Origin of the sequence: Arenimonas malthae CC-JY-1 (assembly GCF_000747075.1) — a bacterium.
Classification (GTDB): Bacteria; Pseudomonadota; Gammaproteobacteria; order Xanthomonadales; family Xanthomonadaceae; genus Arenimonas; species Arenimonas malthae.
On record NZ_AVCH01000196.1, the window covers coordinates 1 to 18,499 of the forward strand.

At 68.2% G+C, this 18,499-nt stretch carries 15 protein-coding genes; 4 read left to right on the forward strand and 11 right to left on the reverse strand.

Features of this window, described 5'->3' with window-relative positions; translation table 11 throughout:
• Both N790_RS13080 and N790_RS13085 read left to right on the forward strand, forming a co-directional pair.
• On the forward strand, positions 1 to 713 hold a 713-nt coding region (locus N790_RS13080; RefSeq protein ID WP_211252001.1), incomplete at its 5' end, for a 2-oxo acid dehydrogenase subunit E2.
• A complete protein-coding gene (locus N790_RS13085) occupies positions 713 to 1,102 on the forward strand; it encodes a VOC family protein (RefSeq protein WP_043804878.1) in 390 nt (129 codons plus the stop codon). The genes N790_RS13080 and N790_RS13085, both read left to right, overlap by 1 nt.
• 22 nt (positions 1,103 to 1,124) lie before the next feature.
• Here the strand turns inward: N790_RS13085 and N790_RS13090 are convergent, their stop codons facing one another.
• Positions 1,125 to 1,439 carry a hypothetical protein gene (locus tag N790_RS13090; protein WP_043804879.1) on the reverse strand — a complete coding sequence of 105 codons (315 nt, stop codon included), beginning with the start codon at positions 1,437 to 1,439 and terminating at the stop codon, positions 1,125 to 1,127.
• Positions 1,439 to 2,737, reverse strand: a complete 1,299-nt coding sequence (locus N790_RS13095) for a tryptophan--tRNA ligase (RefSeq protein WP_043804881.1) — start codon at positions 2,735 to 2,737, stop codon at positions 1,439 to 1,441. The genes N790_RS13090 and N790_RS13095 overlap by 1 nt, the downstream gene beginning before the upstream one ends.
• Before the next feature lie 105 nt (positions 2,738 to 2,842).
• On the opposite strand from N790_RS13095, the gene N790_RS13100 reads away from it, so the two are divergent.
• Positions 2,843 to 3,595, forward strand: a complete 753-nt coding sequence (locus N790_RS13100) for a hypothetical protein (RefSeq protein WP_043804883.1) — start codon at positions 2,843 to 2,845, stop codon at positions 3,593 to 3,595.
• A gap of 65 nt (positions 3,596 to 3,660) precedes the next feature.
• On the opposite strand, the gene N790_RS15780 is transcribed toward N790_RS13100, so the two are convergent.
• The 5 genes from N790_RS15780 to N790_RS13120 form a co-directional block, all read right to left on the reverse strand.
• Positions 3,661 to 3,813 carry an entericidin A/B family lipoprotein gene (locus N790_RS15780; RefSeq protein ID WP_084062930.1) on the reverse strand — a complete coding sequence of 51 codons (153 nt, stop codon included), beginning with the start codon at positions 3,811 to 3,813 and terminating at the stop codon, positions 3,661 to 3,663.
• A gap of 76 nt (positions 3,814 to 3,889) precedes the next feature.
• Positions 3,890 to 4,810, reverse strand: a complete 921-nt coding sequence (rocF, locus tag N790_RS13105) for an arginase (RefSeq protein WP_043804885.1) — start codon at positions 4,808 to 4,810, stop codon at positions 3,890 to 3,892.
• A gap of 73 nt (positions 4,811 to 4,883) precedes the next feature.
• The gene (locus N790_RS13110) at positions 4,884 to 7,313 is read right to left on the reverse strand and encodes a two-component system response regulator (RefSeq protein WP_043804887.1); all 2,430 of its coding nucleotides are present in this window, start codon (positions 7,311 to 7,313) and stop codon (positions 4,884 to 4,886) included.
• The gene (locus tag N790_RS13115; RefSeq protein WP_043804890.1) at positions 7,310 to 7,744 is read right to left on the reverse strand and encodes a response regulator; all 435 of its coding nucleotides are present in this window, start codon (positions 7,742 to 7,744) and stop codon (positions 7,310 to 7,312) included. Before N790_RS13115 ends, N790_RS13110 begins: the two co-directional genes overlap by 4 nt.
• 77 nt (positions 7,745 to 7,821) lie before the next feature.
• Positions 7,822 to 13,905 carry a PAS domain S-box protein gene (locus N790_RS13120; protein ID WP_156970084.1) on the reverse strand — a complete coding sequence of 2,028 codons (6,084 nt, stop codon included), beginning with the start codon at positions 13,903 to 13,905 and terminating at the stop codon, positions 7,822 to 7,824.
• Positions 13,906 to 14,244: 339 nt separating this feature from the next.
• On the opposite strand from N790_RS13120, the gene N790_RS16150 reads away from it, so the two are divergent.
• Positions 14,245 to 14,700, forward strand: a complete 456-nt coding sequence (locus tag N790_RS16150) for a hypothetical protein (protein ID WP_156970085.1) — start codon at positions 14,245 to 14,247, stop codon at positions 14,698 to 14,700.
• A gap of 430 nt (positions 14,701 to 15,130) precedes the next feature.
• Here N790_RS16150 and N790_RS13125 read toward each other — a convergent pair whose 3' ends face one another.
• The 4 genes from N790_RS13125 to N790_RS16525 all read right to left on the reverse strand — a co-directional run.
• A complete protein-coding gene (locus tag N790_RS13125) occupies positions 15,131 to 15,355 on the reverse strand; it encodes a hypothetical protein (RefSeq protein WP_043804897.1) in 225 nt (74 codons plus the stop codon).
• A 53-nt stretch (positions 15,356 to 15,408) separates the two neighbouring features.
• Entirely contained in the window at positions 15,409 to 15,597 is a 189-nt protein-coding gene (locus N790_RS16155) for a hypothetical protein (protein WP_156970086.1), read from the reverse strand.
• Positions 15,598 to 15,820: 223 nt separating this feature from the next.
• Positions 15,821 to 16,612: a hypothetical protein gene (locus N790_RS16160; protein ID WP_156970087.1), complete on the reverse strand. Its 792-nt coding sequence runs from the start codon at positions 16,610 to 16,612 to the stop codon at positions 15,821 to 15,823.
• 1,310 nt (positions 16,613 to 17,922) lie between these two features.
• The coding region (locus N790_RS16525; protein ID WP_043804899.1) for a hypothetical protein at positions 17,923 to 18,499 on the reverse strand (577 nt) is incomplete at its 5' end.

Below are 18,499 nucleotides of genomic sequence, written 5' to 3' on the forward strand. Positions count from 1 at the left end.
CCGCGCGTCCCGCGCCCCCGCCCGCCGCCCGTCCGGCCACCTCCGCACCGGCCGCGCCGCGCGCGCCGGCCAACTACGACGTCGACGAACCCATCCGCGGCGTGCGCCGGAACATGGTGCGTTCAATGTCGGCCGCGCACGCCGAAGTCGTGCCCACCACCCTGATGGACGACGCCGACATCCACGCCTGGTCCCCGGGCGAGGACATCATGGCGCGCATGATCCGCGCCCTGGCCGTGGCCTCGGCCGCCGAGCCGGCCATGAACGCCTGGCTCAACGCCAAGGAAGGCACGCTGCGCCGCCACGCCCGCGTGGACGTGGGCGTGGCCATCGATTCGGCCGAGGGCCTGTTCGTGGCCAACCTGCGCAACGTCGAGCGGATGGACGCGGTGCAGGTGCGCGCCGCGCTCAACCGCGCCCGCGACGGCGTGAAGAACCGCACGCTGCCGCCGGAGGAGCTGCGCGACTACACCATCATGCTCTCGAACTTCGGCGTCTTCGCCGGCAAGTACGCCACGCCCGTGGTGGTGCCGCCCTGCGTGGCCATCGTCGGCGCCGGCCGCCTGCACCACGCGGTGGTGCCGGTGCTGGGCGGGCTGGAAACGCACCGGATCATGCCCATCTCGCTCACCTTCGACCACCGCGCCGCCACCGGCGGCGAGGCCGCGCGTTTCCTGCGCGCCCTGCTCGACGACCTGCAGCGCGCGCGCTGATGCCGCACCACAGCCGCCTGGCGGGCTTCATCATCGACTGCGAGGGCGGCTCGCTGGGCGCGGCGGCCGGCTTCTGGAGCCAGGCCCTGGGCCTGCCGGTGCTCGACCCGGACGAGGACGGCCTGGACAAGTACGCCCGGCTGGATGGCAGTTCGGTGGGCCTGCACATCGAAGTGCAGAAGGTGCAGCACCCCTCGCGCGTGCACCTGGACATCGAAAGCGACGACATCGAAGCCGAGGCCGCGCGCCTGGTGGCGCTGGGCGCCAGCGAAGTGGCGCGCCCGCACCAGGGCCGCTGGATCGTGCTGCAGGCGCCCACCGGGCACCGCTTCTGCGTGGTGCGCGCCCGCGAGCCGCTGACGGCCGCGAACGCCACCCTCCACCCCTGAGGCTCCGCCCCGGGGCGGGCCCTCAGGCAAGCCGGCGGAAGCGCATGCCGCGCCAGGCCCAGGCCACCGCCACCACCAGCAGGAAGGCCTTGTAGGCCAGCAGGCTGGCCAGCACCTGGCGCCAGATCGGGCCGGCCTCGATGCTGGTGTCGGCGAAGGCGTAACCCCAGCGGCCGGCGATGAAGGCCGCGACGAAGGCGGCCGCCAGCATGCCGACGTCGAAACGTCGGCGCGCCGGCGTCTTCTCAAGGGTGCGCGGATAGAACCAGTACAGCGCGCCCAGGATGAAGAACCAGGGCAGGAACAGGATCAGCGCGAGGTCGGCGACGTCGGCCATCAGGCGCCCTCCTCCGCGAACGCGGCCAGGGCCGCGACGACGTCGTCCGGCGCAATGCCCTCGGCGAGCGTCAGATGCTGCATTCGTGCTTGGAAAGCCTCCGGCCCGGACCGCTTGAGCTCTGAGATGAGCTCGCCCGCCTCGCGCGGCGACGCAAACCCTTCGCTGGCCAGCAGCTCGCGCCCATACGCATCCACCAGCTTGAAGTGGAAGCGCCCGTCCTTCTCGCGGTACTGCTTGAACACCGGCAGCGCGGCCTTGGCCTTGGCCGCCTTCTTGCCGCCGGCCTGCTCGCGCAGGTCGCGCAGGCCCACGGCGCGGCGCAGTTCCAGCATCAGCGGGGTGGCGATGGCGCGCGCCTTCTCGGCGCCGGCGCGCAGCACGGCCTCGATGTGGTCCGGGCGGGCCATCAGCGCCTCGTATTTCTCGCGCAGCGGCGCCAGTTCGGCGTCGAGCAGCTCGAACAGCGCCTGCTTGGCCTCGCCCCAGCCGATGCCGGCGGCGAAGGCCGCGGCGAACTCGCTGGCCTGCGCCGGCGTGGCGAAGGCCTGGTAGAGCTGGAACAGCGCCGAGCCCTCGGTGGACTTCGGTTCGCCAGGCATGCGCGAGTCGGTGAGGATCGAGAACACCAGTTTGCGCAGCTCGTCGCGCGGCGCGAACAGCGGGATGGTGTTGTCGTAGCTCTTGCTCATCTTGCGGCCGTCGAGGCCGGGCAGCGTGGCCACGTTCTCCTCGATGGCCGCTTCCGGCAGCACGAAATGCTCGCCGTAGAGGTGGTTGAAGCGCGCGCCGAAATCGCGCGCCATCTCGATGTGCTGGATCTGGTCGCGGCCCACCGGCACCGAGTGCGCCTTGAACATCAGGATGTCGGCGGCCATCAGCACCGGGTACATGAACAGGCCCGCGGTGACGCCGGCATCGTCGTCCTCGCCCAGCTCGCGGTTCCTGTCCACCGCGGCCTTGTAGGCATGCGCGCGGTTGAGGATGCCCTTGCCCGCCACGCAGGTGAGCAGCCAGGTGAGTTCCGGGATCTCGGGGATGTCGGACTGGCGGTAGAACCACACCTTGTCCGGGTCCAGGCCGCAGGCCAGCCAGCTGGCGGCGATCTCGAGCGTCGAGCGCTGCACGCGCGCCGGGTCGGCGGTCTTGATCAGCGCGTGGTAGTCGGCCAGGAAATAGAAGCTCTCCACCCCGGGGCGCCGGCTGGCGGCCACGGCGGGGCGGATGGCGCCGGCGTAGTTGCCCAGGTGGGGGGTGCCGGAAGTGGTGATGCCGGTCAGGACGCGGGTTGCGGACATGAAGGGGTTCGCCAGGGGAAACCCCGCAAGTTTACCGCCTTGGCCGGCCAACCCCGCGCCGGGAAGGGGAACGTTGTTTCCCGTACACCCACCCCGGAGACCGCCATGAAACGCCTTTTCGCCCTGATCCTCGCCCTGCTCGCGCTGCCGGGCTGCGCCCGCGCCGAAATGCTGGTGGACCTGCACGTGCTCGACCTGGAGGACAACCAGTTCCTGGTCCGCCACCCGCACCAGGGCCGCCAGTACATCGAAGGCCGGCCCGGCCACCGCTACGCCGTGGTGCTGCAGAACCTGACCCCGCGCCGGGTCCTGGCCGTGCTCTCGGTCGACGGCGTGAACGCCATCACCGGCCAGACCGCCGGCACCGGGCAGGCGGGCTACGTGCTCGAACCCTGGCAGCGGCTGGAAGTGCGCGGCTGGCGCAAGGACCTGTCCAGCGTCGCCGCCTTCCATTTCACCGCGCTGGGCGACAGCTACGCCGCGCGCACCGGGCGGCCGCGCAACGTCGGCGTGATCGGCGTGGCGGCCTTCCGGGAAAAGGAGTTGGAGGAGATCACGCTCTACGGCTCGCGCATGGAGGCCCGGGCGAAACCGCAGGCCAGCGCCGATGCCGCGGCGCCGGCGATGGAATCGAGCGGCCCCGCGGCGCCGGTCGCGCGCCAGCAGTTGGGCACCGGCCACGGCGAGCGCGTGCGCAGCGACGCGCGCCGCACCCGCTTCGAGCGTGAAAGCGACCAGCCGACGCAGGTGATGTCGCTGTGGTACGACGCCACCGAGGCGCTGGTGGCCCGCGGCGTGCTCCCGCCGCGCTGGGACGCGCCGGAGGCCTTCCCGATCGGCTTCACGCCCGATCCCTGAGCCACAAACGACGCAGGCCGGGCATCGCTGCCCGGCCTGCCGATACCAACGCGGGGCGACGCGGATCAGTCGTCGCAGCCGCCCTTGCAGTCCTCGGCGGTGTCGGAGACCACTTCGCCGGCCTTCTTCACGTCCTTGCCGATGCCGGCGATGGTGTTGCAGCCCGACAGGGCGAAGGCGGCCAGCAAGGCCAGCAGGACGAGGCGGGAACGGGTCATTTCGGCAGCTCCGGGAGGGGTTTGCGACGAGTCTATCCCAGGCCCCGGCCGGGTCAAGCCGGGCCCCGGCGGGCGCTCAATCGCGCATCAGGGTGGACTTGCCGAACAGGCTTTCCACCAGGTCCACGGCCAGCTTCCCGGTGCGGTTGTGCTCGTCGAACGCCGGGTTGAGTTCGACGATGTCGAGCGAGCCGAGCCGGCCGGTGTCGGCGATCATCTCCATCACCAGCTGCGCCTCGCGGTAGTTCGGGCCGCCCGGCACGGTGGTGCCCACGCCCGGCGCGATGGCCGGGTCCAGGAAGTCCACGTCGAAGCTCACGTGCAGGTGCGTGTGTTCGTCCACGCCCTCGAGCGCCTCTTCCATCGCGCGCTTCATGCCGATCTCGTCGATGTAGCGCATGTCGTAGATGTCGAGGCCGTATTCCTTCACCAGCCGCTTCTCGCCCTGGTCCACCGAACGGATGCCGACCTGGCGGATCTCGGACGGGTCGATCGCCGGGGCCTGGCCGCCGAGGTGGGTGAGCGCCCGCGGGCCCAGGCCACACAGGCAGGCCACGGGCATGCCGTGCACGTTGCCCGAGGGCGTGACCGAGCTGGTGTTGAAGTCGGCGTGCGCGTCGAGCCACAGGATGCGCAGCTTCTTGCCGGTGTCGCGGCAGTGGCGCGCCACGGCGGTGATGCTGCCCACGCCCAGGCAATGGTCGCCGCCCAGCAGCACCGGCAGCCGGCCCAGGCCGAGCTGGGCGTGCACGGCGTCCATCACGGCGCGGTTCCAGGCCACCACTTCGTCGAGGTGGCGGTAGCCGTCGGTGGGCGGCAGCCAGGGATTCACCGGGCCGACCAGGTTGCCCACGTCCAGCACCTCCAGGCCGCGTTCGCGCAGCGCCTCGGCCAGGCCGGCGACGCGCAGGGCCTCGGGGCCCATGGAGGCGCCGCGGTGGCCGGCACCGATGTCGGTGGGTGCGCCGATCAGCGCGAGCGTTCGCGACAGGCTCATGGGGCGGCGGGCTCCGTGGTTTTCCGGGGGAGCCGCAGGATAAGCCGGGCGGCCGTGCGCCGCCAACCGCGGCTCAGGCGCGGGGCAGCATGCCGGCCACGTCGGCCGCCGCGGCCGGGCGCCCGAAATGGTAGCCCTGCAGCTCGTCGCAGCCGATCTGGCGCAGGAACACCGCCTGCTCCCCGGTCTCCACGCCCTCGGCCGCCACCACCATCTTCAGCTCGTGGCCGACCGCGACGATGGTGCGGGCGATGGCCGAGTCGGCGCTGTTCTCGGGCAGGTCCTTGACGAAGCTGCGGTCGATCTTGAGCTTGTCGAGCGAGAACTGCTTGAGGTAGGCCAGGCTCGAATAACCGGTGCCGAAGTCGTCCAGCGACAGCGACACGCCCAAGGCCTTGAGCTCGGCCAGGCGAACCTGCACGCGCTCGACGTTCTCCATCAGCGAACTTTCGGTGAGCTCGATCTCGAGCATGTGGCCCGGCACGCCGTGCCGCGACAACGCCGCGGCCACCAGGCCGGCGATGTCCGGTCGCTGCAGCTGTTGGGCCGAGAAATTCACCGCCACGGTGAATCCGCCGAAGCCCTGGTCCAGCCAGGCGCGCAGCTGCCGGCAAGCTTCGTCGAGCACCCACATGCCCACTTCCGGCATCAGGCCCAGGGCCTCCGCGATGGGGATGAAGCGGCCGGGCGGCACCCGGCCGAGCTCCGGGCTGTTCCAGCGCACCAGGGCTTCGAAGCCGGTGACGCGGTGGTCGGCGGCGTCGAGCTGGGGCTGGTAGTTCAGCTCGAGTTCGTTGCGGGTGATGGCTTCGCGCAGCCGCGAACCGAGCACCAGGCGGTCCTCGAGCTCCTGCATCTGCGCGGCCGAGAATTCGCAGACGCCGTCGCGGCCCTGGCCCTTGGCCCGCGTCATGGCGGCCTCGGCGCGGCGCAGCAGGTCCATGCCCGAGGTGCCGTGTTCGGGCGAACGGGCGATGCCGACGCTGGCGGTGAGGAACAGCTTGTAGCCGTCGCCCCCGATCGGCTGCGCGATGGTGGCGCGCAGGGCCCCGGCCGTCCCCAGCACCTGTTCGTGCGTGCCATGCGGCACCACCGCCACGAACTCGTCGCCGGCGAAGCGCGCCAGGTAGCCGGGGCCGCCCAGCACGTCGCTCATGCGGCCGGCGATGATGCGCAGGGCCTCGTCGCCGATCACGTGGCCCATGGATTCGTTGATGGCGTGGAAGTGGTCGAGATCGATGAACAGCAGCGAGACCTCGGCCGCCTCGTCGTCCAGCAAGTCGCCCAGCGCGGCCTCCAGGATGGGGAAGCGCGGCAGGCCCGTGACCGGGTCGTGGTTTGCGGCGTAGGCCAGCTCGGCCTCGACCTGGCGACGTTCCGTGAGGTCGTTCTGGATGCCGACGAAATGCGTGAGCTTGCCGGCCTCGTCGCGCACGGGCGAGATGAACAGGTGGTTCCAGAACAGCTCGCCGTCGCTGCGGAAGTTGCGCAGCATGACGTTGCAGTCGCTGGCATCGCGCAGCGCGCGGCGCAGGTTCTCGAGCTCCGGCTGGTTGCGTTCCTCGCCCTGCAGGAAGCGGCAGTTCCGGCCCAGCGCCTGTTCGGCCGTGTAGCCGGTCATGCGCTCGAAGGACGGGTTGACGTAGATGATCGGCATGTCCGGCGCCTGGGCGTCGGCGATGACGATCCCGTTCATGCTCGATTCGACCGCGCGCTGCAGCAGCAGCAACCGCTCCTGCGCGGCGCGCTGGCGGGTGATGTCGTGCGCGATCACCATGCGGCAGCGCTTGCCGTCGAGTTCGATCGAATGGGTCGTGATGTCGGCCCAGAGCAGGCTGCCGTCCTTGCGCCGGTGGCGCCAGACGCCGGCATTGCCGGAGTTGTCGTCCCAGCGGGCCAGGAATTCGCGCAGGCGGGCGGCTTCCTCGGGCTCGCGGATGTCGGTGATCGTCATCCGCAGCAGTTCCTCGCGGGTGTAGCCATAGTTGGCCACCATCGCGTCGTTCACCGCCACGAAACGCAGGGTGGCGACGTCGAACACCCAGGTCGGGAAGGGGTTTAGCTCGAACAGCAGCCGGTAGCGGCGCTTGCCGTCCTCGATCTGGGCGATCTGGCGCGCGCGCTCGGCGGCGTAACGCAGCGAACGCGCCAGCTTCTCGGCGTCGATGCTGCCCTTGACCAGGTAGTCGGAGGCGCCGGCCGCCAGCGCCTCGCGGTCGACCTCGGGGTTGCCCTGGCCGGTGAGCATGATCACCGGCCGGTGCGCGCTTTTCTCCGCCACGGCCAGCCGCACCAGGTCCATGCCGTTGTCGGGCCCGAGGTGGTAGTCCACCAGGAACACGTCGTGCTCGTTGCGGCGCAGGCCGGCGATGCCCTCCTCCAGCGTCCCGACCCAATCGAGCTGGAAGCGGCCCTGCGGGAAGTCGGCCAGCAGGTCGCGCAGGATCAGGAAATCCTCTTCGTCGTCGTCGACGACCAGGATCCGGAGCGGATTCTCCTTCAACGCGTCTTGCCCTCTTGCGCGCCCGGCAGGTCCACCACCTGCAGCCAGTACTTGCCCAGGGTCTGCACCACCTCGATGAGGGCCGTGAACGTGACCGGCTTGGTGATGAAGGAGTTGACCCCGTCGCGGTAGCTGCGCACCACGTCCTCCTCGGCCTTGGACGTGGTCAGGATCACCACCGGGATGCCGCGCAGGGCCGGGTCGGCCTTGATCTCGCGCAGGGCCTCGCGGCCGTCCTTCCGGGGCATGTTCAGGTCCAGCAGGATCAGGCCGGGGCGCGGGGCGGCCTGCTCGTCGGCGAAGTCGCCGCGGTGCTGCAGGTAGTCCATCAGCTCCTCGCCGTCGGCGACGAACTTGAGCGGGTTGCCCAGCCGGCACTCCGTGAAGGCCTCCTGGGTCATCAGGCGGTCGTCCGGGTCGTCGTCGGCCATCAGGATCGTGATCGGTTGCCGCGCTGCGCTCATCGCCACGTACGTCCCCTCAATCCCCGGGCTGCCCTCGCCCGACTTTACGACTCCGCCATCGGTCCCGCCAGAAGCGTCGGATCGGCCGGCTGCGTTTGCGGGAGCCTGATCACGAAAGTGGCCCCCTCGCCCGGCCGCCCCTCGGCGTGGATCTCGCCGCGGTGCCTTTCGATGATCCGGCGCACGATCGCCAGGCCGATGCCGGTGCCGGCGTATTCCTGGCGCGCATGCAGGCGCTGGAACGGACCGAAGACCTTTTCGGCATGGCGCGGTTCGAAACCGATGCCATTGTCTTGGAAACGCAGGATCCAGCCCGGACCGTCCTCGGCCGGTGAAGGCTCGGCGCTGATGGTGACCACCGGGGCCCGGTCCGGCGACCGGAACTTGAGCGCGTTCGACAGCAGGTTCTGGAACACCTGGCGCAGCTGGGTCGGGTCGCCCTCCAGGGTGGGCAGCGGACCGGCCACCACGCGGCCGCCGCTGGCTTCCAGCGTGGCCTCGAGGTCGTCGAGCACGCCGGCCAGCACCTGGCCCAGGTCCACCGGCTTGAAGGGCTTGCCGCGCGCCGCCACCCGCGAATAGGCCAGCAGGTCGTCGATCAGCACCTGCATGCGCGCGGCGGCCTGGCTGGTCCGGTCGAGGTAGTCGCGGGCCTCGGCGGCCAGGCCCTCGGCATGGCGCTGCTGCAGCCGGTCGGCGAAGGCGCGGATCTTGCGCAGCGGCTCCTGCAGGTCGTGCGAGGCGATGAAGGCGAAGTCCTGCAGCTCCCGGTTGCGGTTGTTGAGGTCGGCCAGGGTCTGGCGCAGCGCCGCCTCGGCGCGCAGGCGTTCGGTGATGTCGCGGCCCACGGCGTACACCAGGCCGTCGCGGTCCGGCGACGACATCCACTCCATCCAGCGCACCGTGCCGTCGCGGCGCACGTAGCGGTTGACGAAGGCGGTGGGCACTTCCTTGCGCCCGGCCAGGGCCGCGGCGCGGTCGCCGGTCTTCGGCCAGTCGTCGGGGTGCACGAAGGCCTGGATCTCGCGGCTGCAAAGTTCCTCGCGGCTGTAGCCGGTGATCTCGCTGAGCATCGGGTTGACCTGGACGAAGCGCTGGTTCGCCGGGTCGAACACCACGAACACCTCCAGGGACATCTCGAAGAAGCGGTCGCGCACGCCCAGCCGGGTCAGCAGGCGGGCGCGTTCGATGGCGATCACCGCCATCTGCGCGAACTGCATCGCCACCTGTTCGTCGTCGGCGCTGAACTCGCCCTTGTACTTGTCGCTCAGCTGCAGGATGCCCAGCGTCTTGCCGTCGCTGCCGACCAGCGGCACCGCCAGCCAGCCGCGCATCGGCGGATGCCGGGAAGCCTCGGCGCCGAAGGACTGCCAGCGCGGGTGCGACTCGAGCTCGGCCTGGGTCATGCGCAGGGGCCGCTGCTGCTGGCCGACGAGCGCATAGATCCCCGTACCGTCGATCGGTGCGTCGTAGTCGCGCCAGGCCGCGTATTTGTCCGACAGCGAGACGGCGTTGAGTTGCTGCGGGCTGCCGTCGTCCGGCTCCACGCTCACCACCGCCTGGTGCGCACCGATGATCTCGCGCACCTTGTCCACGAGTTGCTGGTAGAGCGTCGCCTCGCCCAGGTCGCGGTTGATGGCGATGGACGCCTCGCTCAGGCGCTGCAGCTGGCGGCTCAGCTGGTCGGCGGCGTCGAGCGCGCCCGACAGCTCGCGCTGGTGCTTGTGCAGCAGGCTGATGTCCTGGGCGATGCCGAACACGCCGGTGACGCGGCCCTCGACCACGATCGGCAGGTTGGTGACGCGAAGCTCCACGCGCGCGCCGTCCACGGCCAGGCCGGTCATCTCGTAGCTGCAGGCCTCGCCGCGGCATGCCGCCTCGAAGTGCGCGCGCACCACCTCGCGCTGCTCGGGCGCCGTTCGTTCGTCGAACAGCTGCCCCAGCACCTGCGCCGGCTCGACCCCCGCGAGGTGCGCGAAGCTGTCGTTGACCGAGGTGTAGCGGCCCTCGAGGTCGAGCGAATACACCGCGTCCGGATGCTCGTCGAACAGCGACCGGAACCGCTGCTCGCCCAGTTCCAGGGCGCGGTAGGCCTCGGCGTGTTCGATCGCCACCGCCACCAGCGAAGCCAGGCCGTCGATGGTGGCGAGTTCGGCCGGCGCCGGCTCCCGCGGCTCGCGGTAATAGGTGGCGAAGGTGGCCAGCACCTTGCCCGAGGAGGATTTCACCGGCGTCGACCAGCAGGCGCGCAGGCCGTGTTCGCGGGCCAGGTCGCGGTAGTCCTCCCAGAGCGGGTCGGTTTCGATGTCGGCGACCACGACCCGCTCGCGGCGCCAGGCCGCGGTACCGCAGGAGCCCGCCTTGGGGCCTATCGCCAGGCCATGCACCGCGGCGTTGTAGGCCGCCGGCAGGCTCGGCGCCGCGCCCTGGAGCACGTGCTGGCCGCTTTCGTCGAGCAGCAGGATCGAACAGAGCGCGCCGGCGAACTGCTCCTCGCAGACGCGGGTGGTGGCCAGCAGGCTGTCGGTGAGCGGCCGGCGCGCGGCGATGCTGGCCAGGATGCTGCGCTGGCCGGCTTCCAGCTGCCGCGCCCGCTTGCGCTCGGTGATGTCCTGCACGCTGCCCGAGATGAGCCAGGGCCGGCCGTCCTCGCCCCGCAGCACGCGCGCGCGTTCGTGTACATGGCCGACGCTGCCGTCCGGAAGCACGATGCGGTGTTCCACGTCGAGGTCGGGCCCACCTTCGAGCATGCGCTGCTGCGCCGCCTGCAGGCGCGCCATATCCTCCGGGTGCACGCGCTCGGCGAAAGCCTCGAGGGTGCCGGCGAACTGACCCGGCCGGACGTGGAAGATGCCGTAGACCTCGTCGGACCAGCGCAGCGCGTTGGTGGCGATGTCGAGCTCCCAGGCGCCCATGCGGGCCACCTGCTGGGCGCGCTGCAGGCTCTCCTTGGCCTCGCGCAGCGCGTTGGCCTGGCGCTCGGCCTCGGTCACGTCGCGCGCCACCGCGAACATCAGGCGCTCGCGCGGCGACCACACCGCCGACCACTGCATGGACACCACGCTGCCGTCCTTGCGCAGCACGCGGTTGCGGAAGTCCACCGTGGGCCGGCCGGCCAGCACGGCGGCGCCTTCGCGCAGGGTGTTGGCGCGGTCGTCGGGGTGGGCCAGGTCGAAGTAGGCGCGGCCCACCAGTTCGCCCGGCGTGAAGCCCCAGAGCGCCTGGCAGGCGCTGCTGACCTGGGTGAAGCGGCCGTTGGCGTCGATGACGCAGATGACGTCGAGCGAGTTCTCCAGCACCAGCCGGTTCATCACCAGCGATTGTTCGAGCCGGCGCGACAGTTCGCGCAGCGCGTCCTCGGACTGGTGCCGCTGGGTGACGTCCTGGATGGCGCCCGAGGCGGCCACCGGCTTGCCGGCCTCGTCGCGCACCAGGGTTCCCAGTTCGCGCACGTAGCGGGTTTCGCCGTCGGGCCGGACGATGCGGTATTCGATGTCCAGGTCGGCCTCGCCGGCGTGCAGGCGCCGCTGCGCGTCCTGCAGGCGGCCGCGGTCCTCGAAGTGCACCAGCTGCAGCATGGCCGGCAGGGTGTGGCGCGCGTGCCCGCGCTGCAGGCCGAAGATGCGCAGCACTTCCGGCGACCAGCTCAGCTCGCCGGTCCCGAGGTCGTATTCCCAGCTACCGAGCTGGGCGATCTGCTGGGCGCGCTCCGACGCGGCGCGGGCCTTCAGCATGCCCGCCTCGGCGCGCTTGCGTTCGCTGATGTCCTGGAAATACACCGCCAGGCCGTGCGGGTGCGGGAACACGCGGGCATAGAACCAGGCCGACAGCGGCGGGAAGTGCACCTCGAACTCGCGGGCCCGGTTGTTGGTCACCGCGTCGCGGAACTCCTGCTCGACCACCGTGCCGCGTGCTTCGGGGAAGGCGTCCCACACCCGGGTGCCGACCAGGGCCTCGCGCGGCCGCTGCATCAGCTGTTCCGCGCGCGGGTTCACGAACACGAAGCGCCAGTCGCGGTCGAGCGTGTAGAACGCGTCGCTGATGCTGCCGAAGACCGAGGACAGTTCCTGCTCGACCTCGCCCAGCGCGAGGCGCGCGCGTTCGGCCTCGGCCATCTGGCAGGCCAGCTCGGCGCCCTTGCGTTCGGCTTCCTCGGCGCGTTCGCGCGCCAGCCCGGCCAGCCTCAGCGCCAGCGCCAGCAGGCCGCCGCCGAGCAGGCCGGTGAACAGCAGCAGGTTCGCCAACGGTGCGCCCTCGCCCTCGCCGTCTGGCCAGATTTCCAGCACCAGCTGGTCGTCGGGACCCTGCAGGGTCAGGACCAGCGGCGGCGCGATGCCGGGCTCGCCGCGCTGGTAAAGCAGCGTGCCGCCGTGCCGCACGCGCAGCGGGTTGGTTTCCGCCAGCGGTTCCAGCACCCGGGGGTAGAGGTCGTCGTGCATGACCGCGGCGACCACGAAGCCGGCGGAGCCTTCCGCGCCCACCAGCGGCGCCACCACCAGTTCGCCGGGCCGGCCGTTGAGCAGCACGATGGGCCGCGACTGCTCGGGCTGGCCGCTGCGCCGTGCCCGCTCGAACGCCTCGGTGCGGATCTGTTCGAAGTCGAGGCGGATGCCGAGCACGTCGGCGGCGAAACCTTCGCGCTGCAAGCTGCCTTTCACGCGGGTGTCGTCGTCCACCCACAGCACCGAGGCGAAGCTCGGGAAGTCGCGCAGGTAGATGGCCGAATCAAGCCGGAACAGGTCCTGCCGCTCGGTTTCATCGCTGGCGCCGGACATGCGTTCGGCCATGCGCCGCAACGCGTCGTTGCGGATGCGCACGTCGGTCTCGATGTACTGGCGCACCAGTTGCGCCTGCTGCCGAAGCTCCGCCTGCGCGCGCTCGGCCTGGTCGCGGTCGATCGCGTACCACATCAGCACCGACGCGGCGGTCGCGCCCAGCGCCACCACCACCGGCATCCAGGCCGCGCGCTGCCGGAGCGTGCGCTGCACCTCCGAGCCGCCGAAACCCAGCCCCAGCCCGATCAGCGCCATGGACACGCCGGTCATCATCGCCATCGGCGTGTGCGAGCCCCAGCCGCGCAGCACCGGGATCCCGAAGACATAGCCGGTGAGCACGATCAGCGCGATCACCGTCACCACGAAGCCACAGGCCCAGGTGGCCGACCAGCGCACCGGGCTGCGCTGCCCGCCCGTGGGCGCCAGGACGACGCCCAGGATGCCCAGCAGGAAGGCCGTGGCCGTGTTCGGCGCCATGCGGCCGGGCACCACGCCTTCGGCGACGATGCCGTGGGTGAGCAACCATTCGCCGGCGCCCACCGACCAGCCGGCGTATTCCTCCGCCAGGCTCACCAGCGCGAACAGCGCCACCGGCAGCAGCGGCAGCAGCGCCAGGTTGCGCCGGCCCGTCGCCAGCAGCCGCAGCGCCACGGCCATCAGGAAGGCGCAGAAGGCGGTGTTGAACTGCATCGGCACGTAGTCGGTGCCGCCCTGCACGATGTAGGGCACGTGCAACCACCAGCCGGCCATCACCAGCACCGCCAGGCCTGCGAGCAGCGCCGAGCACAGGCGCAACATGCGCTGCGAGCCGGGCGCCAGGTCGCGCACCAGCAGCCACGCGGCGGTTCCGGTCCAGGCCAGGATCGACGCCAGCCCCAGCGGCAGCCCGGCGCCACGGCCGTCCTCGAAAACTCCCCGCAACGCCAGCAGCGCCAGCGCCAGCAGGAACCCCCCGGCGGCCCTGGCCACCAGCGCCACCGCCAGCCTGGGAGCCGCCGCCTGCGCACCCAGCCCCACCGCCGCGACCAGCGCCGCCAACCAGGGCGCCACGCTGCGCGCCTCGGCCTCCGCGCCGGGCCAGGCGACCATCACCAGCCCCAGGGACGCCAGCGCCATGCCGAGGGCGAGCATGCTCCAGCGGCGACGATCCACCCGCAGCCACAAGCCGGCCACCACCACGGCCACGGGCGCCATCGAAAGCCAGGGCGGCCAGCCGCGGGGGAGGAAGGCATCCAGCCAGGCGGCTTCGACCACGCCGGAAATGGCGAGCAGCACGGCAAGCAACCGCGCAAGCGAATCGCCGCCCAGTGCGGCGTTACCGGTGGCCTGTGCCGCTTTGCGATCGCTCGCCATGCGTGGTCGGCGCCCTCCTGGCGCCGCCCCCCGCGTCGCCCGAGGGCTATAAGAGCCCATGTCGGGCAGTAAAGCCAAGCCCTCGGGCCAGGCTGGTGCCGGCTCCCGGAATCCAAGTAGACCCTACAGGGGCCGTCAGGAGTGGGTTCACCGACTTCGATCTAGTTTAGATACCCCCAAACATACCCCCAGCCCTTCGACGCTGGGGCCGTGCCAGGGGCACGGGGTCGATCATGGCTTGGTGGCAGCTTTCTTGCCATAGGGCCGTTCTAAATCACTAACTGGCACACAGATTGGTAGGTTGGCACAGGCCAGCCCTACGGAACGGAGAAAAACTCGATGCACACTCTGTTTTTGATGATGGCGCTCGCCGGCTCGCATGAGCCACTAGGGATGCCCGCCGAAGAGGTCGAGAAGATTGCGCTGTCTTACGGAACTTGCGCGGGAGTTTGGGATGCTATGTCCGAGCTAGAGACCGCTAGAGGAAACCCGCACAGCGCCGAGCAGTTCCACAACGTGGGTAATGGCGCAGAGACAACTGCGCTTTGGCTGCTTTCGGTTCAACACAATGAAAGCACGACGGGCACCAAGCGCGCCATGTCCCATTACAGGCCACTTGTTGCCCCTCGCCGGGAGAGCGGCCGGACTTACCTCCTATCCATAGTCGAACGACAAGATGCGGAAGCCCTACAGAAAGAGGTTGGCTATTGCACTGAGCTTCTCAGCTTTCAAGACGAAACAATCAACTCTATTCGTAAACAATCACTCGAACCTGCGGAATCAAACACGCAGTAACCATGTCGAGGTATCGCAATGCGCGCACTTATGCTGACGCCACATTCGGCAGATGTCATTGACCTACCAAACGCGGGAAACCCAATCCAGTGGTCTCAAGATGGGCACACCACCTTACGTTTTGATCTGAAGTACGGGCCGGCGCCGCAGACCATCGGTGGCGAGGATTGGGCAATCTACGCTTTAAACGGAATGTCCCACGATGAAATTGGCAACCGTTTGAAAGCCTGGAGACAGGAGAATCCAAAGTTCAACATGGTCTCCATAATGAAGGTCCAGCACTAGGGAGTCAGGCAGTCCCCATCTAGGTTCACCGCCGTTCTCCAGGCTGCCGATAGGCGTCCCACCATTTGATGGAGGCTCGTTCCGGCGAGCCGCAGGCGACCCCGTAAAGGTTTCCGCTAAACCTCGGGATGGATGGAAAGTCGGACTACCTGTAGGGCAGCCCGAGACGCACCAGGCCCGCAATTCGGCCACTTTGAGCCGCGCCCTCTCTCGTCTCAAACGTCGCTTGGTGCGGCGTGAATTGATCGAGAATCTGATCGCCCTGACTGATGGTCACAAACGATGCGCGATAGCCGAATCCTTCAGGCTCGGTGGTCACAGCAAAGGAGTACCCGCTGTCTTCAAAGCTGTGGTGAAAGCGGTCCGTCATGGCGTATAGCCTATGCTATTCGCTGGCATCCAACACGCAGACGGAGGGCGTGCTCAGCCAACCTTCTGCCGCTGCATCTGAATTCCCACCTGCGCCGCAAACGTCACAATCTTTTTCACTCGCTCACACTGCTGAATTACGTCCGAGTGTTGAACGTCTTCACCCAAATGGTAATCCGCAAGCGCGCGGGCGGCTAAAGCTGCCTGCAGGTCCAAGGCGACTCGCTTGGCTGCTGTACTCATGTTGCGAACTGCTGAGTAGCCGTCCGGCGCCCGCCAAGCCTTAAGACGTCGCCATACCTCACGGTGCCTCACATGGGCATCCTCGTCGCGCACCTCAGCAGGGAACTGTGACAAGTGGGGCAAAAGACAGTGGTAGGCAGCGTAATAGGCGCGACTTATGGCCGCCCGTCGTGCCGCTTCATCAGCAGATGTATCACAGAGTTCTGCGAACTTGAGAAGGTCCCTAGGCTGCAGCGACATCGTGTGTCTCGCGAGCACAGCGAACCATTACCGTCAGCATTCCACTATCAATTGCCGGAAAATTGCCTGCGCAATAGGAGTCAAACACTCTCGACTCTAGGTCTGCCGCACCCTCTGCGCTCGTATCAACTGAGAGCTGATACAAGATCGAGGGCCTTCCAACTGACACATCCGGGATGACGCTCACTCGCCCAGCAGATCTGCGTACACCGTTCCTTGCAAGAGTCGATCTCCCCGCAACCACTGCGCTTTCGATGTCCGACTCGCTGAGTCCGTATGCAGCCAAAACTTGCCCAACATCCTTGGCCCAGAGCCCGATGCCGGTCAAAGAGTCTATTTGCTCCGAGAACTCTGGGAACTTCATATAGGTCTCCGCCGCGCGAATGGGATACCCAGCTTCAAGAAGGATATTCACGGCAGCCATTGCTGCATGGGATGAACGTCGCATCCATGCTGGCCCGAACTTCTCAATTGCAGCAATTAGCGCAGCGTTGTCTTGCAGCACACAGAGAGACACCAAGTAATTGGTGAACGTCTGGTCGTCGGCGCTCGGCTGGGCGAGGGCCATCTCAAAGAGACGTGCAGTCTTCGCCGCATCCCCTTGGATGCTCGCAACTGCGCCGAGGATCTCATTAGCGAACATGGGGTCGCGTTTGCGAAGGTTCTCTGCCTCTCGACGAACCTGGTGAATGGCAAACTCATCGTGCGGATATCGACTTATAGCCTCGGCAAGGCGGTCGAAGAAGTCGCTTCTCAGCGCAGGTGATGCGGTCATCAATTTCTCGCGAGAGTGACTGAAAGCTGGCGCCAGTTCGGTGCGGCATTAAAGGCCCTCTGGGGGGCTGGCCGCAACTGCCATTAGTAGAACGCAGCCCATGAGATTTAGGGGCCATCAAGCGTTGGGGCGTCAGTTGCCTGCCGTCGAACGCTTCCCGATGAATCATAAGTACCTGATTCGTATGCCTTCACGCTGGCGCCGACGCCAATCAAGCCACACATTCCGGCAAATAAAGGCCGGCCAGCCCCTGAAAGGAATACCGGGGAGAGACGACCGCAGGGCTACGATTGCCCGGGGTGGGACCTCCCGCCGGCCCACGCATTGTAGCGCCCGCAAGCAGCCTCCTCACAAGCCAGGCTGGGGGAGCTCAGATGGAACCGAGCGACATTTGCAGGCTACCTGGCCGTCCCCGCAGCGTCAGTCGGGCTTTCGCCATTTTCCACGTAAGAAAAATTCTCAGAGGCGATTAAGCCTAAGAGTTCTCCTCGACGTAGGCCTGACAGCCTTCTATGAATGACTGCGACCACCCCGTGCAGTCTTCTTCATCCTCGATCCCCTCCTCCTCGGCCCACTCGTACCCCGCCTCATGCCCGGAGCAATCTTGGGTACAGGGGTAGCCGTGAAAGTAGCGCTGTCCCTGATCGATCGCTCTGGGTGGTGGAAAGTCAGGCTGTTCCAGATAGACAGTCACAAGTTGGCAGTTACTTGAAAGCTGCCTTGGCGAATAGTTCGGAATCCCGTCGGCGCCTACGCACCGATAGAGCGGGGTCCCTCCGGTGGCTGGGCTCGCTGAAGCCCTCGCCGCTTCGGCCCGTTCCCGTGCAATCTGTGCCTCCAGTAGCTCAGCGCGAAGCCTCGCCTCTCGCTGTTGCTCTCCCCGGATTCGCCCCTGTTCTCCGGCCTGCTGAACATAGTTCATGCCAGCGAGCGGGCCCATCTGCGGTGTAGGGGAGATGCCGGCTTGGGGGTGAGATTGCGGACGTTCCGCTTGGCTGTTGGCCGCACACATCCCGCCAAGCGCTAGCGTGGCCTGCTGGCAAGCCTGCAGCGAATAGTAGAAGCAGCTTTTCTGTCCCGAATCGGATACCAGACAAAACGGCGCCGCCGTCTGCGCAGGACTTGCGGCGGCCCAAAGTAGGGCTACCGCCACTAGGAACTGTCGAATCAGGTTCATGGATGCGCTCCCCCTGTCCTTGAAGGTTACGCCCTCTGACTCGATGGGCGGCCAATCGTCGTTTCACACTTGACGGAGTAGTCGGGCCAGCTCCCGAAGCACTTGCCGGGAGCCTCCTTTCCAGGCGTTGCGGCTAGTCCTTGCCTTGCCCGCCTCGCTTCTTGGGCCGGTTGACCTCTCCCACGGCTTCCATCGCCGGATCAGCGCTGCTTGCCGTGCCCGGCGCTCGGGCGTCCATCCATTGGCCATCTTCAGCCTCCAAAAGTTTGTTTGGCGCGTTTTCGCTTTCCCCCGCGTGCGGGACAGCCGTTCCGTTGTTTACCTGCTGGTGGCCATGAGAGATGTTGGCTTGCTTGGCGAAGACCACGGGAGGGTTCTTCACCGCGGACAGCGTTTCCAGCGTGGCCCGGCATTGGCCCTGGGCGCGGAGCGCCAGCTTCAGGTACAGCTCGGTTGCCTCTGGATACTCAGCTAGATTCGACGCTGCCCGATACGCCAGCCGATTAAAGATGGCGTCGAGCGTGTGAGCCTGGGCCGTCAGCATCGCCACCGGTCGATTCAAGTCCCCGTCGATGGTCCGGGTCACTTGCTCGCCCAACTCCGCCACCAGGTCGGCAAGGGGAATCTCCTCAAGCCCGTGCGGCCTGAAGGCCCCAATCGAGAGAGCCGACAGGACGGACGGGCGAGAGATGAATCGCCCCGGCTTCTCC

Excerpts from the sequence above, each read along its gene's own strand:
- N790_RS15780 (WP_084062930.1), bottom strand. The coding sequence starts at position 3,813 with ATGACCCGTTCCCGCCTCGTCCTGCTGGCCTTGCTGGCCGCCTTCGCC.
- N790_RS13115 (WP_043804890.1), bottom strand. The coding sequence starts at position 7,744 with ATGGCCGACGACGACCCGGACGACCGCCTGATGACCCAGGAGGCCTTC.
- N790_RS16150 (WP_156970085.1), top strand. The coding sequence starts at position 14,245 with ATGCACACTCTGTTTTTGATGATGGCGCTCGCCGGCTCGCATGAGCCA.
- N790_RS13125 (WP_043804897.1), bottom strand. The coding sequence starts at position 15,355 with ATGACGGACCGCTTTCACCACAGCTTTGAAGACAGCGGGTACTCCTTT.
- N790_RS16155 (WP_156970086.1), bottom strand. The coding sequence starts at position 15,597 with ATGAGTACAGCAGCCAAGCGAGTCGCCTTGGACCTGCAGGCAGCTTTA.
- N790_RS13095 (WP_043804881.1), bottom strand. The coding sequence starts at position 2,737 with ATGTCCGCAACCCGCGTCCTGACCGGCATCACCACTTCCGGCACCCCC.
- N790_RS16160 (WP_156970087.1), bottom strand. The coding sequence starts at position 16,612 with ATGACCGCATCACCTGCGCTGAGAAGCGACTTCTTCGACCGCCTTGCC.
- N790_RS13120 (WP_156970084.1), bottom strand. The coding sequence starts at position 13,905 with ATGGCGAGCGATCGCAAAGCGGCACAGGCCACCGGTAACGCCGCACTG.
- N790_RS13100 (WP_043804883.1), top strand. The coding sequence starts at position 2,843 with ATGAAACGCCTTTTCGCCCTGATCCTCGCCCTGCTCGCGCTGCCGGGC.
- N790_RS13085 (WP_043804878.1), top strand. The coding sequence starts at position 713 with ATGCCGCACCACAGCCGCCTGGCGGGCTTCATCATCGACTGCGAGGGC.
- rocF (WP_043804885.1), bottom strand. The coding sequence starts at position 4,810 with ATGAGCCTGTCGCGAACGCTCGCGCTGATCGGCGCACCCACCGACATC.
- N790_RS13090 (WP_043804879.1), bottom strand. The coding sequence starts at position 1,439 with ATGGCCGACGTCGCCGACCTCGCGCTGATCCTGTTCCTGCCCTGGTTC.